Source organism: Amycolatopsis sp. NPDC004079, assembly GCF_040610415.1.
In the GTDB taxonomy this organism is placed as follows: Bacteria; Actinomycetota; Actinomycetes; order Mycobacteriales; family Pseudonocardiaceae; genus Amycolatopsis; species Amycolatopsis halotolerans.
On sequence record NZ_JBEXMH010000072.1, the window covers coordinates 13531 to 31066 of the forward strand.

Annotated in this window: 18 protein-coding genes; 7 read left to right on the top strand and 11 right to left on the bottom strand. The window is 69.8% G+C overall.

Annotated elements, in window-relative coordinates; all coding sequences use genetic code 11:
- Position 1: 1 nt before the first annotated feature.
- Positions 2-160: a hypothetical protein gene (locus ABZX37_RS41900; RefSeq protein ID WP_354749366.1), complete on the bottom strand. Its 159-nt coding sequence runs from the start codon at positions 158-160 to the stop codon at positions 2-4.
- A gap of 242 nt (positions 161-402) precedes the next feature.
- Between ABZX37_RS41900 and ABZX37_RS41905 the strand changes: the two genes are divergently transcribed.
- Both ABZX37_RS41905 and ABZX37_RS41910 read left to right on the top strand, forming a co-directional pair.
- A complete protein-coding gene (locus ABZX37_RS41905; protein WP_354749368.1) occupies positions 403-960 on the top strand; it encodes a hypothetical protein in 558 nt (185 codons plus the stop codon).
- A 92-nt stretch (positions 961-1052) separates the two neighbouring features.
- Positions 1053-1868: an NAD(P)-dependent oxidoreductase gene (locus ABZX37_RS41910; RefSeq protein WP_354749370.1), complete on the top strand. Its 816-nt coding sequence runs from the start codon at positions 1053-1055 to the stop codon at positions 1866-1868.
- Here ABZX37_RS41910 and ABZX37_RS41915 read toward each other — a convergent pair.
- Positions 1817-2335, bottom strand: coding sequence for a MarR family winged helix-turn-helix transcriptional regulator (locus tag ABZX37_RS41915; RefSeq protein WP_354749372.1), 519 nt, complete (start codon positions 2333-2335; stop codon positions 1817-1819). The two genes, ABZX37_RS41910 and ABZX37_RS41915, sit on opposite strands and share 52 nt — an antisense overlap.
- 150 nt (positions 2336-2485) lie before the next feature.
- On the opposite strand from ABZX37_RS41915, the gene ABZX37_RS41920 reads away from it, so the two are divergent.
- Entirely contained in the window at positions 2486-3274 is a 789-nt protein-coding gene (locus ABZX37_RS41920; RefSeq protein ID WP_354749374.1) for an IclR family transcriptional regulator, read from the top strand.
- A 68-nt stretch (positions 3275-3342) separates the two neighbouring features.
- On the opposite strand, the gene ABZX37_RS41925 is transcribed toward ABZX37_RS41920, so the two are convergent.
- Complete coding sequence (locus tag ABZX37_RS41925; protein WP_354749376.1) at positions 3343-6207, bottom strand: FAD-linked oxidase C-terminal domain-containing protein; 2865 nt, start codon at positions 6205-6207, stop codon at positions 3343-3345.
- A 129-nt stretch (positions 6208-6336) separates the two neighbouring features.
- Here ABZX37_RS41925 and ABZX37_RS41930 point away from each other — a divergent pair, with 129 nt between their 5' ends.
- Positions 6337-7602, top strand: coding sequence for a hydroxyacid-oxoacid transhydrogenase (locus tag ABZX37_RS41930; RefSeq protein ID WP_354749416.1), 1266 nt, complete (start codon positions 6337-6339; stop codon positions 7600-7602).
- Positions 7603-7618: 16 nt separating this feature from the next.
- Complete coding sequence (locus tag ABZX37_RS41935) at positions 7619-8953, top strand: MFS transporter (protein ID WP_354749378.1); 1335 nt, start codon at positions 7619-7621, stop codon at positions 8951-8953.
- Here the strand turns inward: ABZX37_RS41935 and ABZX37_RS41940 are convergent.
- Positions 8946-9842: an alpha/beta hydrolase gene (locus tag ABZX37_RS41940; protein WP_354749380.1), complete on the bottom strand. Its 897-nt coding sequence runs from the start codon at positions 9840-9842 to the stop codon at positions 8946-8948. The genes ABZX37_RS41935 and ABZX37_RS41940 overlap by 8 nt on opposite strands.
- A gap of 58 nt (positions 9843-9900) precedes the next feature.
- Between ABZX37_RS41940 and ABZX37_RS41945 the strand changes: the two genes are divergently transcribed.
- Complete coding sequence (locus ABZX37_RS41945) at positions 9901-10680, top strand: AraC family transcriptional regulator (protein ID WP_354749382.1); 780 nt, start codon at positions 9901-9903, stop codon at positions 10678-10680.
- Between the two features lie 25 nt (positions 10681-10705).
- Here ABZX37_RS41945 and ABZX37_RS41950 read toward each other — a convergent pair whose 3' ends face one another.
- From ABZX37_RS41950 to ABZX37_RS41980, 7 genes are all read right to left on the bottom strand, one after another.
- Positions 10706-11506 carry a SigB/SigF/SigG family RNA polymerase sigma factor gene (locus tag ABZX37_RS41950; protein WP_354749384.1) on the bottom strand — a complete coding sequence of 267 codons (801 nt, stop codon included), beginning with the start codon at positions 11504-11506 and terminating at the stop codon, positions 10706-10708.
- A gap of 220 nt (positions 11507-11726) precedes the next feature.
- Positions 11727-12164: a DUF6292 family protein gene (locus ABZX37_RS41955; RefSeq protein WP_354749386.1), complete on the bottom strand. Its 438-nt coding sequence runs from the start codon at positions 12162-12164 to the stop codon at positions 11727-11729.
- A gap of 12 nt (positions 12165-12176) precedes the next feature.
- The gene (locus ABZX37_RS41960) at positions 12177-12671 is read right to left on the bottom strand and encodes a hypothetical protein (RefSeq protein ID WP_354749388.1); all 495 of its coding nucleotides are present in this window, start codon (positions 12669-12671) and stop codon (positions 12177-12179) included.
- Positions 12672-12851: 180 nt separating this feature from the next.
- A complete protein-coding gene (locus ABZX37_RS41965) occupies positions 12852-14294 on the bottom strand; it encodes a CYTH and CHAD domain-containing protein (RefSeq protein ID WP_354749390.1) in 1443 nt (480 codons plus the stop codon).
- 11 nt (positions 14295-14305) lie between these two features.
- Entirely contained in the window at positions 14306-15430 is a 1125-nt protein-coding gene (locus ABZX37_RS41970; RefSeq protein ID WP_354749392.1) for a malic enzyme-like NAD(P)-binding protein, read from the bottom strand.
- A 40-nt stretch (positions 15431-15470) separates the two neighbouring features.
- Positions 15471-16277 carry a family 1 encapsulin nanocompartment shell protein gene (locus tag ABZX37_RS41975; protein WP_354749394.1) on the bottom strand — a complete coding sequence of 269 codons (807 nt, stop codon included), beginning with the start codon at positions 16275-16277 and terminating at the stop codon, positions 15471-15473.
- Positions 16274-16831, bottom strand: coding sequence for a hemerythrin domain-containing protein (locus tag ABZX37_RS41980; protein ID WP_354749396.1), 558 nt, complete (start codon positions 16829-16831; stop codon positions 16274-16276). The genes ABZX37_RS41975 and ABZX37_RS41980 overlap by 4 nt, the downstream gene beginning before the upstream one ends.
- A 77-nt stretch (positions 16832-16908) precedes the next feature.
- Here ABZX37_RS41980 and ABZX37_RS41985 point away from each other — a divergent pair, with 77 nt between their 5' ends.
- Positions 16909-17526: a UdgX family uracil-DNA binding protein gene (locus tag ABZX37_RS41985; protein ID WP_354749398.1), complete on the top strand. Its 618-nt coding sequence runs from the start codon at positions 16909-16911 to the stop codon at positions 17524-17526.
- The last annotated feature ends 10 nt before the right edge of the window (positions 17527-17536 follow it).

Genomic DNA, 17536 nt, shown 5'->3' on the forward strand with positions numbered 1-17536 from the left:
TCTAGCCGTCCCAGACGCTGATGAACTCCTCGACCATCCCCGGCACGTCCGAGGCGTTCCCGACCAGTGCCGCGTGCATCATCCGCACCTGCAAGTCCTCCTGCCGCACCAGATAGTCGAGAAAATCCCCCGGTGTGCCGGACGCGGCCAAGCCGATCACCAGCGAACTCGGCGGGGTGTCGCCGACGATCGTCGTTCCCGGCCGCTGGTCCGCGCGGGACTTGGCGTTCCAGGCTCAGCAGCGATTGGGAGCAGAAGGACGCTTTCCTTGCCGCGCTTCGCAAAGCGTATGCCAAGGCCCGGAAGCGCACTCCTTACTATCCGGGCAGCAACACCCGCTGCGAGGCCGCCCTCGCCGAGCACCCGGCTGCGGAACGCTGGGAAGACCGGATCCTGCTCGACGTGCCCGCGGACGGCGACGTCGCTTTCACCGAGGAGTACTTCGGCCCGGTCCTGGCGGTCACTCAGCTGCCAGGAGATCCGCGGCAGTTCCTCGACCGAGCCGTCGACTTCGCGAACGAGAAACTGGCCGGGACGCTGGGCGCGAACATCGTGCTCCACCCGCGGACGAAACGGCGTCTGGGCCGCAGCTTCACCGAGGCGATCACGCGCCTGCGGTACGGCACCATCGCGATCAACGCCTGGACCGGCGTCGGCTATCTGACCGCCCGCGCCTCGTGGGGCGCGTTCCCCGGGCATGCGCTCACCGACGTCCAAAGCGGAATCGGCGTGGTGCACAACGCGCTGCTGCTCGACCACGTCGAACGGACCGTCGCGCACGGCCCGTTCCGGCCGTTCCCCAGGTCAGCCGCCACCGGGCAGCTCGCGATCTCGCCGCGCCCGCCGTGGTTCGTCACCAACCGGACGGCGCGGGTCACCGGACGCCGCCTGGCCGCCTTCGCCGGACGTCCTGGCTGGTCCAAGCTGCCCGGGATCTTCGCGTCCGCGCTGCGCGGCTAGCGTCCTGACGTGAGGATTTGCCTCTTAAATCATACGTACCACTAATGGTATGTTGCGCTCATGACGCCCGCCCACCCGAAAGGACCCCGGCCATGACTCTCGCCGGAAAGACCGTCCTGATGTCCGGCGGCAGCCGCGGCATCGGCCTGGCCATCGCGACCCGCGCGGCGCGCGACGGGGCGAACGTCGTCCTGCTGGCGAAGACCGCCGAACCGCATCCGAAGCTCGAGGGCACCGTCTACACCGCGGCGAAGGAGATCGAAACCGCCGGCGGCCAGGCGCTGCCGATCGTCGGCGACGTGCGATCGGAGGACGACGTCCTCGCCGCGGCCGAAGCGGCGGCGGCGCAGTTCGGCGGCATCGATATCGTCGTGAACAACGCGAGCGCGCTCGACCGGTCCGGCACCGAAGCGCTCTCGATGAAGCGCTACGACCTCATGCAGGACATCAACACGCGAGGCACGTTCTTGCTCAGCAAGGCGGCGATCCCGCACCTGCGCAAGGCCGCGAACGCGCACATCCTGACGCTGTCGCCGCCGCTGAACCTCTCCCCCGGGTGGATCGGCGCGCACCTGGGCTACACGCTCTCCAAATACGGGATGAGCCTCTGCACGGTCGGCCTCGCCGAGGAGCTGAAAGCGGACGGGATCGCGGCGAATTCGCTGTGGCCGCGCACCCTGATCGACACCGCCGCGGTGCGCAACATCATCGGCGGCGAGAGCCAAGCGCGTACGCCGTCAATCGTGGCCGACGCCGCGTACGCGATCCTCACCCGGCCGTCCCGCGAGTGCACCGGGAACCTCTTCATCGACGACGAGGTGCTCGCCGCCGAAGGCGTCACCGACCTGTCCGGCTATCAGCGCGGCGACGGCGAACTCGCGCTGGACATCTTCGTCGACCCGGCCTGATCCCGCATCCGGTCGAACTCCCCCGGCAGCACGGCGCCCTCGTTCATCTTGGCGAGCAGCTTGTGCAGGGAATCGTGGGAGCGCTGCGGAAGGTCGCTGAGCACGTGCTGGTCGAGGTCGGCCAGCAGCGTGTCGGCCTTGCGCAGCGTCTCCCGCCCCGCGTCGCTGAGGTCGACGACGTAGCGCCGCCGGTCCTCGGGGTCGCGGGCGCGCGCGGCGAGCCCGAGCGACTCCAGGTCGTCCAGGCTGCTGACCATGGTCGCCGGGTCGATCCGCAGGTACGAGCCCAGCGACAGCTGCGACATCGGCCCGTTGTCGGCCAGCGCCCGCAGCACGCTGTAGTGGCGGACCCGCAGGCCCAGCTCGTGCAGCCGGTCCTCGGCGAGGCGGAACACGACCTGGCCGAGCTTGACCAGGAGACAGCTCGTGTGCTCCCCGATCCCGCCCGGCGCCAACGGACCAGACATCGTTTCCCCTGCCCATCGTTAGCGGACCGTACGGTTCCCGATGATACGGGCCGGGGACCGGCGGGCGCGCGGATCGGGTGCGCCGCGCCGCGCCGGGCCCGGCAGGCGTTAATCTGGCCTGACCCGACAGCGCAAGAACACGGAACCCAGGTGAACCAGACCGGAGCACAGCCGCCAGCCGGAACGCAGGCCATCCGCCGGGCGCTCGGCATCCTGCGGCTCCTCATGGACGAGGACGGGGAGCTCACGCTGTCCGCGATCGCCCGCAAACTGGACCTCACGCCGGGCACGACGCACCGGGTCGTTCGCGCGCTGAGCTCCGACGGGCTCGTCGCGCACAACCCCCGCACCGACAGCTACCACCTCGGCCCCGGCGCCATCCTGCTCGGCCAGGCCGCCCAGCGCGTGCACGGGCTGCAGCTGGCGCTGCCGGTCATCCAGCGGATCAACGCGGACACCGGCGAATCGGTCAACATCACGATCCGCGAGGGCGCCGAGTCGGTGGTGCTGCTGCGCGCGCAGTCGACGCTCCCGTTGCGGTTCGAGCAACATCCCGGCGCGCGTTTTCCGTTGTACACCACAGCTTCCGGCAAGGCGATGCTCGCCAACTCTCTTGACGCGGAGTCCTATCTCGCGGGCCTCCCGGATCAGTTGCCCGCACTGACGTCGCACACGCTCGCCACCCGGGACGCCCTCGCGCTGGAGCTGACCGAGACGCGCTCTCGCGGGTACAGCATCGACAACGAGGAGAACGTCGCCGGGGTGCGGTGTGTCGGGGCTGGAGTCCTGGACGAACGCGGTCTTGCGCGGGCGGCTGTGGTGATCCAGGTGCCTACTGTGCGGTTGCCGGAGGATCGGGTTCCGGAGCTGGGGGCGCTCGCGGTCGAGGCGGCGAAGGAAATCGCGCCGTTCCTGCCGCCGGACCGCCTCACTCGCTAGGTCAGGTGTCAGTGAAGGGCTCCTTGAGGGAATCAGATTCCCTCAAGGAGCCCTTCACGGAACACGCCTCACTCGCTGCTGAGCCCCAACGCGCGCGCGGTCAGCGAAGCGAGATGTGCGGGCTCGCGGTCAGACAACTGCCGAATCTGCGTCCGGCAGCTGAACCCGTCCGCGTGCACCACCGTGTCCTCCGACGCCGCTCGCAACGCAGGCATCAGCTGGTGCTCCGCGACAGCGACGGAAACGTCGTAATGCCCCCGCTGAAACCCGAAGTTCCCCGCCAACCCGCAACACCCCTCCCGCAACACCTGCGTCTGCGACGACAACCGGCCGAGCAGCTGCGAATCAGCGTCATAACCGAGATCCGCGTGCTGGTGACAATGAACCTGAGTAAGCACCGGCGCCGAGGATTTCTCCAGAGCAGGCAGCTCCCTCTCCCCCAGATGCTCAGCGAACGTCCGCACACTCCGCTTCAGCAGGGCAGTCCGCGAATCCTCCGGCAGCAGCTCGGCACCGTCCTCCCGCAGGGTCGCCGTGCAGCTGGGCTCCAGGCCGATCACCGGAATCCCCTCCTGAAGCCACGGGTCGAGCGCGTCCAGCGACCGGCGCAGGACCCGGCGTGCCGTGTTCAGCTGGCCGGTGCTGTGCCAGGTCAGTCCACAGCAGACAGTCCGCTCCGGGATGACCACCTCGTGCCCCAGCGCCTCCAGCACGGCGACCGCGTCCCGGCCGACTTGCGGGTCGAAGAAGTTCGTGAAGGTGTCCGGCCACAGGACGACCTTCGACGACGACGTCACTCGTTCCCGGCGGCGGAACCACGAAGCAAAAGTCGGCGCAGCTAGCTGCGGCAGTTCGCGTTCGGCGGCGATTCCGCCCAGGCGGTTCAGTACCGGCCGGAGCGGACCCCCGGCAACGGCGTTGATCGCGCGGGCGAAAGGAGCGCCCAGCCGGAGCCATCGCGGCAGCGCGCCCATCGTGTAGTGCGACATCGGGCGAATCCGGCGTTCGTAGTGGCGGCTGAGGAATTCGGTCCGGTAAGAAGCCATGTCGACGCCGACGGGGCAATCAGACTTGCAGGCTTTGCAGCCGAGGCAGAGGTCGAGAGCGTCCCGGACCTCGGGGGAACGCCAGCCGTCCTCGATGACGTCTCCGGCGAGCATTTCGAACAGCAGGCGCGCCCGGCCGCGGGTCGAGTGTTCCTCCTTGCCGGTGGCGCGGTAGCTCGGGCACATCATCCCGCCGGACTCGGACACGCATTTGCCCACGCCCACGCATCGACGCGACGCCGCGGCCAGGTCGCCGCCGTCGGCGTGCAGGGCGAGGCGGGCGCGGGTCGGCAAGACTGGCGGGGCGATGACCGTGCGCAGGTCCGCGTCCAGCGGCGCGGGGTCGACGACTCGGCCGGGGTTCATGCCGTTCGCCGGGTCGAAGGACGCTTTGAAGTCGGCGAAGGCCCGCATGAGCCGTGGCGAGAACATCAGCGGCAACAGTTCGGCCCGGGCTTGGCCGTCGCCGTGTTCGCCCGAGAGGGAACCGCCGTGGGACACGACCAGTTCCGCGGCCTCGACCATGAACGACCGGTAGGCTTCCTTCGCTTCCGGCGCGGCCATCGGGAAATCGATCCGCACGTGGAGACAACCGTCGCCGAAGTGGCCGTAGACCACGCCTTTCCGGCCGTGTTTGTCCAGCAGCAGGTCGAATTCGCGCAGGTACGCGCCGAGCCGGTCCGGCGGGACCGCGGAGTCTTCCCAGCCCGACCACGCCTCGGATCCGTCGGCCAGCCGCGTCGCGAGACCTGCGCCTTCCTCCCGGATGCGCCAGAGTTTCCGTTGCTCAGCAGGAGCTTCCACGACCAAAGCGGTGGCGCCGACCTGCGGGGCGCGGGCGGCGACCTGGTGGGCGACAGCCACCGCCTCCGCCGCGTCGTCGCCGCCGGTTTCCAGGTACAGCCACGCGGTTCCGTCCGGCAGGGTGCTGCGGTCGCCGGGTTTCCGGGCATCCAATGCGGCGACGAGACCGGCTTCGATGCCTTCCATGGTGAGCACCGGAAGGTCGAGCAGCGAAGGGACCGCGTCGGCGGCGGCGACGCTGTTCTCGAAGCCCAGCACGGCGAGGGCGCGCGTCGCCGGGATCGGGGCCAGGTCGACTACCGCGCTCAGCATGGTCGCGCAGGTCCCCTCGGAGCCGACCAGGGCCTTGGCGACGTCGAAACCGTTCTCCGGCAACAGGTATTCGAGGTTGTATCCGGAGACCCGCCGGGGCAGTTTCGGGTAGCCGAGGCGGATGTCGGCCAGGTATTCGTCGCGCAGGTCTCGCAGGCCGCGGTACAGCGCGCCGACCGAATCCTCGCGGGCGCAGAACTCCTCCAGGTCCGCCGGTGAGGTCGGGCCGACCTCGAGGCGGGTTCCGTCGAGGAGGGCGATGTCCAGCGCGCGGACGTTGTCGACTGTCTTGCCCCACGCCACGGAATGCGAACCGCAGGCGTTGTTGCCGATCATGCCGCCGATCGTGCAGCGGCTGTGCGTCGACGGGTCCGGGCCGAAGGTGAGCCCGTGTTCGGCGGCCCGTTCGCGCAGCCGGTCGAGCACGAGACCGGGTTCGACGCGCGCGGTGCGGGCGGCGGCATCGATGTCGAGCACGCGGTTGAGATGCCGGGTGAAGTCCAGGATCACCGCGCGGTTCGCGGCCTGCCCGCCGATGCTCGTCGCCGCGCCGCGCGGGAGGACCGGCGCGCCGTGCTCCGCGCACACCTTCAGCGCGGCGACCACGTCATCGGCACTGCGCGGCCGCACGACGAGCAGCGGGATGTGCCGGTAGTTCGACGCGTCGGTGGAGTGGGTGGCGAGCGTGGCCGGGTCGCCGGCGACTTCGCCGGACACCGCCCGCGCGAGTGCTTCCTGCAGTGCCGAATGCGTACGGACTCGGGCCGGCATGGGCGTCTCCTGGGAAATCGGGGGTTCACAGCGCCGCGGTCCTCGGGCTACCGTGAAGGCTCGCCACATAGTGGATATAGCTTCCACATGTTGTCAATATCGACGTGAGGAGTGGTCTCCTTGACCGACATGCCCCGCAACGAAAGCGTGTTCACCTGGGCAGCGCCCCCGCTGAAGTTCGGTGCCGGCGCGCTCGACGAGCTGGGCGCGGAGGTGGCCGCCCGGCAGGCCAAGTCGTGCCTGATCCTCACCGACCCCGGCGTCCGCGGCACCGGCATCCCGGATCGGGCGCTCGACTCGATCCGCGCGGCCGGGGTGAAGAGCGAGATCTTCGACGGCGTCGGCGTCGAACCGACCGACGCCAGCATCGACGAGGCGGTCGCCTACGCCCGGCAGCAGGAATGGGACTGTTTCGTCGCGATCGGCGGCGGCTCGGCGATCGACACCGCCAAGGCCGTCAACCTGCTGACCACACACCCCGGCGAGCTGCTCGACTTCGTGACGCCGCCCATCGGCGCGGGCAAGGCCCCTTGGCTGCCGCTGAAGCCGCTGATCGCCGTCCCGACCACCGCGGGCACCGGTTCCGAATCGACCACGATCTGCGTCGTCGACCTGCTCGGCCTGCACCTCAAGGCCGGGGCGAGCCACCCGTCGCTGCGCCCGTCGCTGGCGGTCGTCGACCCGCGCACGACGATCAGCCTGCCCTCGGAGGTGACCGCCGCCAGTGGCATGGACGTCCTGTCGCACGCGCTGGAGAGCTACACCAGCGTCGCGTTCGACGCGAAGCCCGCGCCGGAAGAACCGATGAAGCGACCGGCTTTCTGCGGCTCCAACCCGATCAGCGACGTCTGGTGCGAGATGGCGTTGACCTTGGTGGGCAAGCACTTGCGCGCCGCTGTCCTCAATGGACGCGACCTGACCGCGCGCACCCAGATGGCGCTCGCGTCCACCTACGCCGGAACCGGTTTCGGCAACGCGGGCACGCACCTGCCGCACGCCAACGCCTACCCGATCGCCGGGGCGGTGAAGCAGTACCGCGCCGCGGGCTACCCGGAAATGCCGATGGTCCCGCACGGCCAGGCCGTGTCCGCGACCGCCGCCGAGGTGTTCCGCTGGACCTATCCCGCGTCGCCGGAACGGCATCTGCACGCCGCGCACCTGCTGTCCGGCGGGCAGACGTTCACCACCACGGACGGCGCCGACGCCCTCCCGCACGTGCTCACCGAGCTGATGGCCGACATCCAGATGCCGAGGGGACTGCACGCGTTCGGTTACGGCGACGAGGACATCGACACCCTCGTCGACGGCACGCTCAAGCAGACCCGTCAGCTGGCGGTCGTGCCCCGGCCGGTCACCCGGGCCGCGCTCGAAGACATCTTCCGCCGTTCGCTCTGACCACCGGGAGTTATCAATGGCGACAACTCCGGAGAAGAGCACCGACGTCCGCCTGGTGGTCGCGTCCAGCGTGTTCGGCACGACCGTCGAGTGGTACGACTTCTTCCTGTACGGCACCGCCGCGGGACTCGTCTTCAACAAACTGTATTTCCCCGGCTCCGATCCCCTGGTCGGCACAGTGCTGGCCTTCGCGACCTTCGCGCTCGGCTTCCTCGCCCGTCCGGTCGGCGGCTTCGTCTTCGGCCACCTCGGCGACCGGATCGGGCGCAAGAAGATCCTCGTCGCGACCATGCTCATCATGGGCACCGCGACCTGTCTCATCGGCCTGCTGCCCGACTATCAGATGATCGGACCGGCCGCGCCGATCATCCTCGTCGTCCTGCGGCTGGCCCAAGGCGTCGCCGTCGGCGGCGAATGGGGCGGCGCGGTGCTGATGGCCACCGAATACGCCCCCGCCGGGAAACGCGGCCTCTACGGCAGTTTCCCGCAAATCGGGCTGGCCATCGGGCTCACGCTGGGCACCGGCGTACTGGCCCTGCTCAACGCGATCACCAGCGACGCGGCGTTTCTCGCGTGGGGGTGGCGAATCGGCTTCCTGCTGTCCGCCGTGCTGGTCCTGGCGGGCCTGCTGATCCGGGTCAAAGTCATGGAAACCCCCGCCTTCCGCACCATGGCGGCCGAGGAGGGCACCGCCACCGTCCCGGCCGTCGAACTGGTCCGCGACCGGCTCTCCCGGCGACACCTGTTGCTGGGCATGGGCAGCCGCTTCACCGAGGGCGTGGCGTTCAACGCGTGGGCGGTCTTCGTGATCTCCTACGGCAGCGGAACGCTGAAACTGGACCGGCAGCCGCTGCTGGTCGGCGTGATGATCGCGGCCGCGGTGATGGTGGTGTTCATCCCGGTGTTCGGCAGGGTGTCGGACCGCTTAGGCCGGCGGCGGACCTTCACGACCGGAGCCGTGACGACGCTGGTGCTGGCGATCCCCGCACTGGCGGCACTGCACAGCGGCAATCCCGTGCTGATCACGCTCTCGTTGATTGCGGTGCTGGGCATCAGCTACCCGGTGATGTACGGCCCGCAAGCGGCGTTCTATGCCGAACTGTTCCCGATTTCGCGGCGGTGCACCGGGATCTCGGTCGTCTACCAGCTTTCCGGCGTCGTGGCTTCGGGACTCACCCCGCTGGTCCTCGCCTACCTCGCCGGGAAGACCGGGACGACCGGCATCCTGATCTACCTCGCGGCGACGACCGTGATCAGTGTCGTCTGCACGCTGGCGATCCGCCAGAGCGACCTGTTCGACGACGACGTGCGTGTTTCCCAGCCGGTGAAGGAGGTTCCGCGCGTCAGCTGACGGACCGCGTTCCGGGCGGCTGGCTGCCGCCCGGAACGCGCGCCGCGTTGATCAGCTCAGCGATCCGCTTCCGATCTTCGGGCCGGAGATAGAGGTAATGCCCGGCGTCGGGCAGGACCTCCACCGTCGCGTGCGGGACGAGGCCGCGGAGGTTCGCGGCCGCGGCAACCGGATCGTGGACGACGCTGCGTCCGCCGAACAGCGCCAGCACCGGCATCCGGATCGCGCGGAGTTCGGCCGCACGAGGGCAGGACTGGAGCGGGACCCGGGCACGGTAGTCCCGGATCCCGGCGACGACCGTCCGCGCGGCGGGTTGGTCAAACACGTCCTCGCCCGCCGACCAGGCCACGAAACGCCGCCAGCCGCGGTCGCGGTCCAGCACAATCGCTTTCAGCGCGCGCCATTGAGCGGCCGCCGAGAACTTCGCGCTGACGGTCGTCGGGTCGAGCAAGCACAGTGCGGCGAGCCGGTCCGGGGCGTGGATGGCCTGGTTGACCGCGTGCCAGCCGCCAGTCGACCCGCCGACCAGGAAGACGTCGCGCAGCCCGAGCCCGGCCAGAACGTCGTCGAAGCCGAGTGCGCGGTCGCGGATGTCAGCAAACGGCCTGGTCTGCACGCTTCGGCCGGCCTCGCCGAGAGTGTCGACCGCGTAGACCGGGCCGTCGAGCTCCGGAATCAGCGACGCGTAACACACCGAGGTCGACATGAGGCCCGGGAGGAGCACGATCGGGCGCTCGCCGTCTCCGAAGCGATAGACGCGGGTGGAGCCGTGCCTGCAGGCGACGTCGAAGACCTCGTCAGGCGGCGGGCATTCCCGCAGCGCCCGCTCGTACACCGGGAAATAGCGTTGCTGTGCCTCGGGATTCTTGAACTGTCCGATCTTCTTCATGCCCGGAACGCTATTTCGCGCGCCCCGGCGCGGTCTTGGACGAAAGTAAGATGGCGGCATGGCAGAGTGGTCGCTCGTCGTCCCGCGCAAGGAGATCACGACCTCCCGCGGACGGCATGTCTTCGGGAAGTCACTAGTTCCGGGCGTCCTGGACTACGCGGGCCACGAGTTCCCCCGTTCCGCCGAACAGCCTTGGCGGGTAACGCCGCTGGGCGCGATCACCATGATCCTGGACTTCGAGGCGCCCGCCCGGTCGCTGCCGCGGTCGCCGGTCCTGGGCTTGCGAGACCGCCCCTTGCTCGTCTCCCAAGCCGGGCCCGCTCGAGGAGTCACGGTCGCGCTGACCCCGCCTGCCGCGCACGCGTTGTTCGGCGTGCCGCTGCGCCTGCTGGCGAACGCGAGCGTCGCCGCCTCCGACCTCCTCGGCCGTGCCGCCGACCTGCTCGCCGAACAACTGGCGGCCGCTCCCGGCTGGAGCACGCGATTCGCCCTGCTCGACGACTTCCTGCTCCCCCGCGTGCTCTCCGGCCCCGCCCTGGCCCGCCCGGTGCGGGCCGCCTGGGACCGGCTGACGTCCGGCCCGGCGAGGGTCGAGGCCGTGGCCGCCGAAGTCGGCTGGACGCGCCAGCACCTGACCGTCCGTTTCCGCGAGCAGGTCGGTCTCTCGCCCAGCACCGCGGGACGGATCGCCCGCCTGCACCGCACGGTGGCCCAGCTCCCGGCGGCGCGGTCGTGGGCAGAGCTGGCGATCCGCTGCGGCTACGCCGATCAATCCCACCTGAATCACGATTTCCGCAGCCTTACCGGCTGTACGCCTACCGAATACGTCGTGGGATAGTTCTCCTGCATTGGAATCCGGTTGGCTACGCCTGATCAGCCGCCTCGGTGAGCTGCTCCCGAAGGGTGCTCAACGTCCGGGCCAGCAACCGCGAAACCTGCATCTGCGACAACCCGACCCGCTCCGCGATCTGGCTTTGCGTCATATTCGAGAAAAACCGCATGACGACGATCGCGCGCTCCCGCTCCGGCAGATCGCGCAACAGGGGCTTGAGCGTTTCCCGGTCCTCGAGCTTCTCGATTTCAGGATCGTCTTCGCCGAGAGTGTCGGCCAACGCGGTCGAGCCGGTGTCGTCGTGGGCCGGATAGTCGATCGACGCGGCCTGGTAAGCGTTCCCCGCGTGCAGGGCTTCGGCGACCTCGTCGAGATCGAGGTCCAGGTGGTCGGCGAGTTCGCGCGCGGTGGGCGCGCGGCCGAGGCGCTGGCCCAGTTCCGTGGCGGTCTGGCCGATCCGCAGGTGGAGTTCCTTGAGCCGGCGCGGAACCCGGACCGACCAGGTGTGGTCGCGGAAGTACCGGCGGACCTCGCCCATCACCGTCGGGACGGCGAACGCGACGAAATCCGTCCGCCGCGCCGGGTCGTAGCGGTCGACGGCGTTGATCAGGCCGATGCGCGCCACCTGCAGGAGGTCTTCGGACGGCTGGCCGCGGCGGGCGAACCGGCGGGCGATGTGCTCGGCCAGCGGCAGGTGTTCCTCGATGAGGCGGCGCCGCAGCCGGGAGTGCTCGTCGGTGTCCTCGGCGAGGTGGCTGATCTCCTCGAACAGCACGGCGCAATGCCGGTAGTCGTCGCCGCGCCGGGTGCGGGTCATGGTCGCCGCGGTCATGGAAATCCTCCTGACAGCCGAGGGGAACGTGACTCGTGTAGTGCCATGGAGCGCATCGCGTTGCCGACGCTCATCATCCTTAGTGGACAGTTCCCGGCGTCGCAAGGCGAGCGGGCGGCGGATCCGCGCGCCCGCCCGGGTCGCCACGCGGCCGGAGCGTCATGGCCGGGAGATACCCGCCGGGGAGCAAGATCAACCGGGCGGCCACCCGAATGGGGGCTCAAGTCACACCGCGCAGACGCAGGAGAGTGTCGAGTTCGGCGGAACTGCCCACGGAACGGAGAGCGGGCGGCGCGAGCTGCCCGATGCGGTGATCGTCCTCGCGCAATGCGGTGACGAACCCGAGGAGCTCCGCGGGCGGCGGCGTGACGGTGCCGCCGCCGAGATAGCGGAGCACGATGAAGTCCTCGCCGGAATGCGTTTCGACCGCGATCGCCCATCCGTGGACCTCGTCCCACAGCAACGCGAAATCGCGGCCGGGGTAGCCCGGCAGGCGGCCGTCGAGGCCTACGCACGCCGAAAGCGGCGGGCCCGGGTCGACGGCGCAGGATTCCAGGCCGGTCCGGAGCGCCCGCGCGACTTCGGCGAGGTAGCCCCGCAGCGCGGCGAGAACGGCGTGCTGATCGCCGGACGGGAGGTGCGCGATCACGGGCGCCACGCCCGAGAGCGATCAGCGTCCGGACCGCCAGCGCCCGCGCAGCGAACGGCGGTCGGTGCGGCTGAGCACGCCCGCGGTGTCGCGGGTCCAGTGGCCGCCGCGGGAATCGGTGAAGGAGAGGCCAGGGACGGCGGCCGCCGAGTACAGGTCGTCCACCGGCATGGCGTCCTCGCCGAAGGGCAGCGCGCGGACGGCGGTCGCGCCGGGCGGGATGATCGCGAACCGGGCGCGGTGCGGCTCCTCCTCGTCCGGACGGCAGACCTCCAGCGAGCAGTCGAACACCGGTGCGTCGCCGCTGTTGTGCGCGCACACGACGTAGTCCTCTTCACGCTCATGCCGGACGCCTTCGTCGAGCCACGCGGAGACCGATTGGGCCTGCTGCTCCTGCCGGACTTCCGCCTGGTCCTTCCGGTTGAGCAGCATGATCCACACATACGAGGCGAAGCCCAGCAGCGAGCCCGCGCTCCCGATCGCCGATACCCACGTCGCGGTCAGTTGTGATCCCATTTCCGGCAGGGTTCCCCGATCCGGCCCCGGCGAAACCGGATCGGGGAAAGGTTTAGACCTCCCGGCGACGGGGTAGCAAGATCGCAGCGCGGAACCCGCTCCGCGCACTGGACTTCCGTTGCCGCGGGGACGCCGGTGGTGCCGAGACACCGCCGGCGTTTCTGCTGTCCTCAATGGACCTCAGGCCTTCAGCCAGGCCGGCCGCTTGCCTTTCCGCACCGTGCGCCACTCCTCGGCGAACCTGTCCCGCAACCCGCGCGCCGCGGCCTCGTCACGGCCGTAGAGGAGACCGAAGGCGAACGTGTTCTGGTTCTCGCTGAAGCCGTCGATCGCGAAGTGCCGCAATGCTTCGCGGTCCACCACGGTGTCCTGATGCTTCCCGAGCGTGCCTTGCACTGCCTTGACGTTCTTGCGCCAGGTGCGCAACTTCTTGCCGAACACCGGCCGGACGGCGTCGGCGGCGTAACGGGCGCGCTTGGCCTTCTTCCGGACGTTGTGCAGCGCCTTCTCCAGTTCGGCGCCGCTGAGCCCCTCGGTCGCCGCAGTGGCTCGATACAGCTTGCGCGCGGTTTTGCGCATGGGCTTCCGCAACGCCTTCTTGCCCACGTGCGGGATCGTGTCGAGCAGCGCGGCGATCGACCGCAACAGAGTCGCGTATCGCTTGCCGGACAACGCGTCCATCGCGCGGGCCAGCTCCGTTTGCGAGTTTCGAGCGTACTCGCGGGTCAGATATTGCCGCAGCGGCCCGAAAAGCAGCTCCGGCGGGACCTCGTCGAGACAGGCTTCGAGGCGAGCTTGGCTTACCTCGACGTCGCGCGCGGGGGCGAGTTCGCCTCCCAGCCATTTCAGCTCCGCCGCGACCGCTTCGGCTTTCTTCTTGCCCACCAAGGATTTGAACGTCTGGAGCCCGCTTCGCAACTTCCGCGCCGCGACCCGGAGCTGGTGCACTGAATCGTCTTCCCCGACGCGGAAGCCCAAGTCAGCGCGACGCAATCGCTCGAATTGCTCGCTCAGGTACGCGGGCAGGACCTCGTTCGAGCCACGCTTGCCTTCAGCGGTGTCCCCGATCAGCCGCTCCAGTTTCGACGGCCACCAGGCGTCCTCCGCCCCGCGCTTGCGCAAGGTGCGATCGAGGCGGTCGAGCAGCTCCGGCCCGGACTCCGGCGCGAACTCGACGTCGAGCTCGCGCCAGCGGTCCAGGCGAAGTGCCTGTCCCCCAAGGAACTCTCCGGTGACGTGGTCGTCCGCCAGGGTCGCCAGCGTCCGGCCGGACGCGTCGGCCAACCGGTGCGTGAACCGGTCGGTCCGCAGCTGTGCGACCGGGCGCAGCTTGCGGTCCAGCGTGTACGCGCGGAGCAGCGTCGCGATCGGAACGGGTGTCTTCGGGTCGTCGTCGAGCGGAAACCGCAGCTCTTGGCCGGGCAATCGCAGGGACCATCCGGTGTCGCTGCTTCTTCGCAGCGCGATCCCGGCTCTGGTCAACCGGAAGTCCTTGGTGTCGTAATAGACGGTCTCCAGCGTCCGCTCGGCGGGAGATTCCTGTGTGATCCCCTTGCTCGCCAGCTGCGGCACCCGGGCCTTCAGGCTCAGTTCGTACTTGCGTCCGGACTGTGCGCTTCGCATTTCCCGCTCCTTCAGTCGTTTTCCGCCGCGCCGCCGACGCCCTCGGCGATCGCGGGCACCAAACCCTCGTCGAAGACGCTGGGCACGAGGTGGTCGAGGTCGAGGTCGTCGCCGACTGCCGCGGCCAGCGCGTGCGAGGCCGCGAGCAGCATCCGCGCGGTCACCCTCGGCGCGCCCGAGTCGAGCAGCCCGCGGAACATCCCCGGGAACACGAGGACGTTGTTGATCTGGTTGGGCAGGTCGCTGCGGCCGGTCGCGACGATCTCCGCGTGCTCGTGCGCGGCGTCCGGGTCGACCTCCGGGTCCGGATTGGCCAGTGCGAACACGATCGCCCGGTCGGCCATCCGGGCGAGGTCGTCGCCCTTGAGCAGCCCGCCGACGCTCACGCCGATGAAGACGTCCGCGTCGCGCAAGGCGTCTTGAAGGCTCCCCCGGACGGCGTCGCCGCGATTGGTGTTTTCCGCGAGCCACTGCTTCTCGCCGGTCAGGTCGCGTTCGCCCTGCAACACACCTTTGCTGTCGCAGACCACGATCCGCTCCGCACGGAAATCCGCCTTCAAGAGGAGACGGGCGATCGCGGACCCGGCCGCCCCCGCGCCGGAGATCACCACCGACGTCTCCCCCGGCGTGCGATCAGTCAGCTTCAGCGCATTGTCCAAAGCGGCCAGCACGGCTACCGCGGTCCCGTGCTGGTCGTCGTGGAAAACCGGGATGTCCAGCTCGTCGTGCAACTGCCGCTCCACGGTGAAGCACCGGGGCGCGGCGATGTCCTCCAGGTTGATCGCGCCGAAGGAGATCGCCAGATCCTTGGCGGTGCGCACGAGGTCCTCCGGTTCGCGGCTGACCGGGCAGATCGGCCAGGCGTCGACGTCGGCGAACCGCTTCAGCAGCGCGGCTTTGCCCTCCATCACCGGCAGCGCGGCGGCCGGGCCTTGGTCGCCGAGGCCGAGCAGCGCGGAACCGTCGGAAACGATCGCGACCGAATTGCTGCGCACGGTTTCGCGCGCCAGCACCGAGGGATCCTCGGCGACGCGCTTGGCCAGCTCGGCGACGCCGGGCGTGTAGTGCTCGGCGAGGTCGTCGGCGTCGTCGAGCCGCACTCGGGTGCTGACTTGGATCTTTCCGCGACTGCTCATGGGAGCCGGATACCCGGCTGCGGGGCGGAGGAATCCTGGGTCAGTCGAGGACGAGTGCTGCGTCCGGTTCGGTGACCCGGAAGCTGAAGCTCTCCTCCAGGTACAGCGTCAGCGTCTCGGCATCGTGGTGGCGGTAGCCCACCGAGAGATCCTGGCCGAGTTCCATGACGAAATCCCCGCCAGCCAAGCTCACCACAGCCGCACCGGTCAGCCCCGGGGTCCGCTTCACCCGGCCACCGCCCAGCGCCCGGCGAAGGTGGTCGAGCACGAGAAGACCGCCGTGCTCGGTGCTTTCCACAATGGAGGTGTACCCCTCAGGATTGATCGCCAGCGCGTACGGGTCCTCAATCCCGTTGCACCGCAACGTATTCACCGCATTGGCCACCACATGCGGATACCGCTCCGGATCGGTGCCCAGCGTCCCGTGGTCGTACGGGCTCGCCTCGACGATCCCGGTGATCCCCGCATCCGGCCAGCCGTGGAAGACCGCGCGGTTCTCCACCAAGCCGACCTGGGCAGCAGCCTGGTCGAGATCGTCGAACTCCAGGTCGTCGGCACCCCGCTCGGCGTCCTCCAGTTCCTTCCGCGCCACGGTGAACGGCACGCGCACCTCCACCAGCGGCAGCACCCGGCGCTGCTGCGCCAGAGTCTCGCGGGCGGCTTCCGGCGGATCGATCCGCCGGGTCCGGCCGAGTGGCGTGGCCGAGTGCGTCCAGCCGTGCGGGCCTTCGACGTCGACCATCTTGCGGGCCGCGAGGTGGGTCGCCAGCCGTTCCCGCGCCTCGTCGTCGATCTGGTTCCAGCCGTCGGCCGGGATCGGCGCGAGGTCGCGCATCAGGTGGTTCATCGTGCTCCCTTCAGGCCGCCGATGCCCAGCGAACCGTCGTCCGGCGGGGTTTTCCCGGCTTTGCGTTCCTGTTCCTCGACGTAGCGCTCCGGGTCGACGTCCCCGGTGTCGACGTCGCCCTCGTGCTCGGCCTTGAACGCGAGGAACTTCCGGCCGAGTTCCTCGCGCAGGCCCGGATCGGCGTGCTTGCGGAAGTCTGCGAGCGCGTCGTCCTCCTCCTCGGCCATGTGCTCGCTGTTGGCGGTGCGCGCTTGCCGGACCGCGGCGTGCCAGGCCGCGCTGCCCGCCGGGTGCCGCCGCGTTTCGGCGACGGCGTCCCGGATGTCGTTGTGGTCGCCGACCGCGTCGAGCGTCTCGTCCTCGGCGTCGGCGCCGCGCTGGATCAGCTCGGGGTAGAAGACCGCTTCTTCGGCTGCCGCGTGCAGGTCCAGCAGCGCGGCGAGCGGCTCCCACGCCCGCGCCAGCTCGTCCGGGCCGGCGAGGTCGTCCAGCTCCGCGAACGCCCGCCGGAACCGCTCGTGATCGTCGAGGATCAGGCTGGTGATGTCGCTCATGGCCCTCGACGTTAACCCGCCCGACGCGGTCGCGCCCATCGTGTTTGCGCGAGGCCCGTTGCGGGTAACGGGTTCCGGTGGTCTCGCATCAGGAACCGGGAGCCGAGCCGCCGGACACCACCAGCCTCGACGCTCTCCGCGCAGCAGCCCGCGATTGCCGCGGCTGCGGGCTGTACCGCGACGCCACCGCCACGGTTTTCGGCGCGGGCCCCGGGCGAGCGGACATCTTCGCCCTCGGCGAGCAGCCCGGCGACCAGGAGGACCGGCGCGGCGAACCCTTCGTCGGCCCCGCCGGGCGGCTGCTCGACCGGGCGCTCCGCGACGCGGGCCTGGAGCGCGATCGCCTCTATCTGACCAACGCGGTCAAGCACTTCAAGTTCCAGCTCCGCGGCAAACGCCGGATCCACGACAAACCGGCGCGGTCCGAGGTCGTCGCGTGCCGGCCGTGGCTGGTCGCCGAACTCCGGGCCGTCCGGCCGCGGCTCGTGCTGTTGCTGGGCGCGACGGCGGCGCAATCGGTGTACGGCAGCAGTTTCCGGCTCACCCGGCACCGCGGCGAGCAGCTGGATCCGCCGGAAGAGTTCGCCGGGATGTTCGCCTCGGCGGTCGCCACCGTGCACCCGTCCGCCGTGCTGCGCGCGCCCGACCGCGGCGCCGCCTACGACGATTTCGTCGCCGACCTGCGCGGCCTCTGACGTTTGCCCG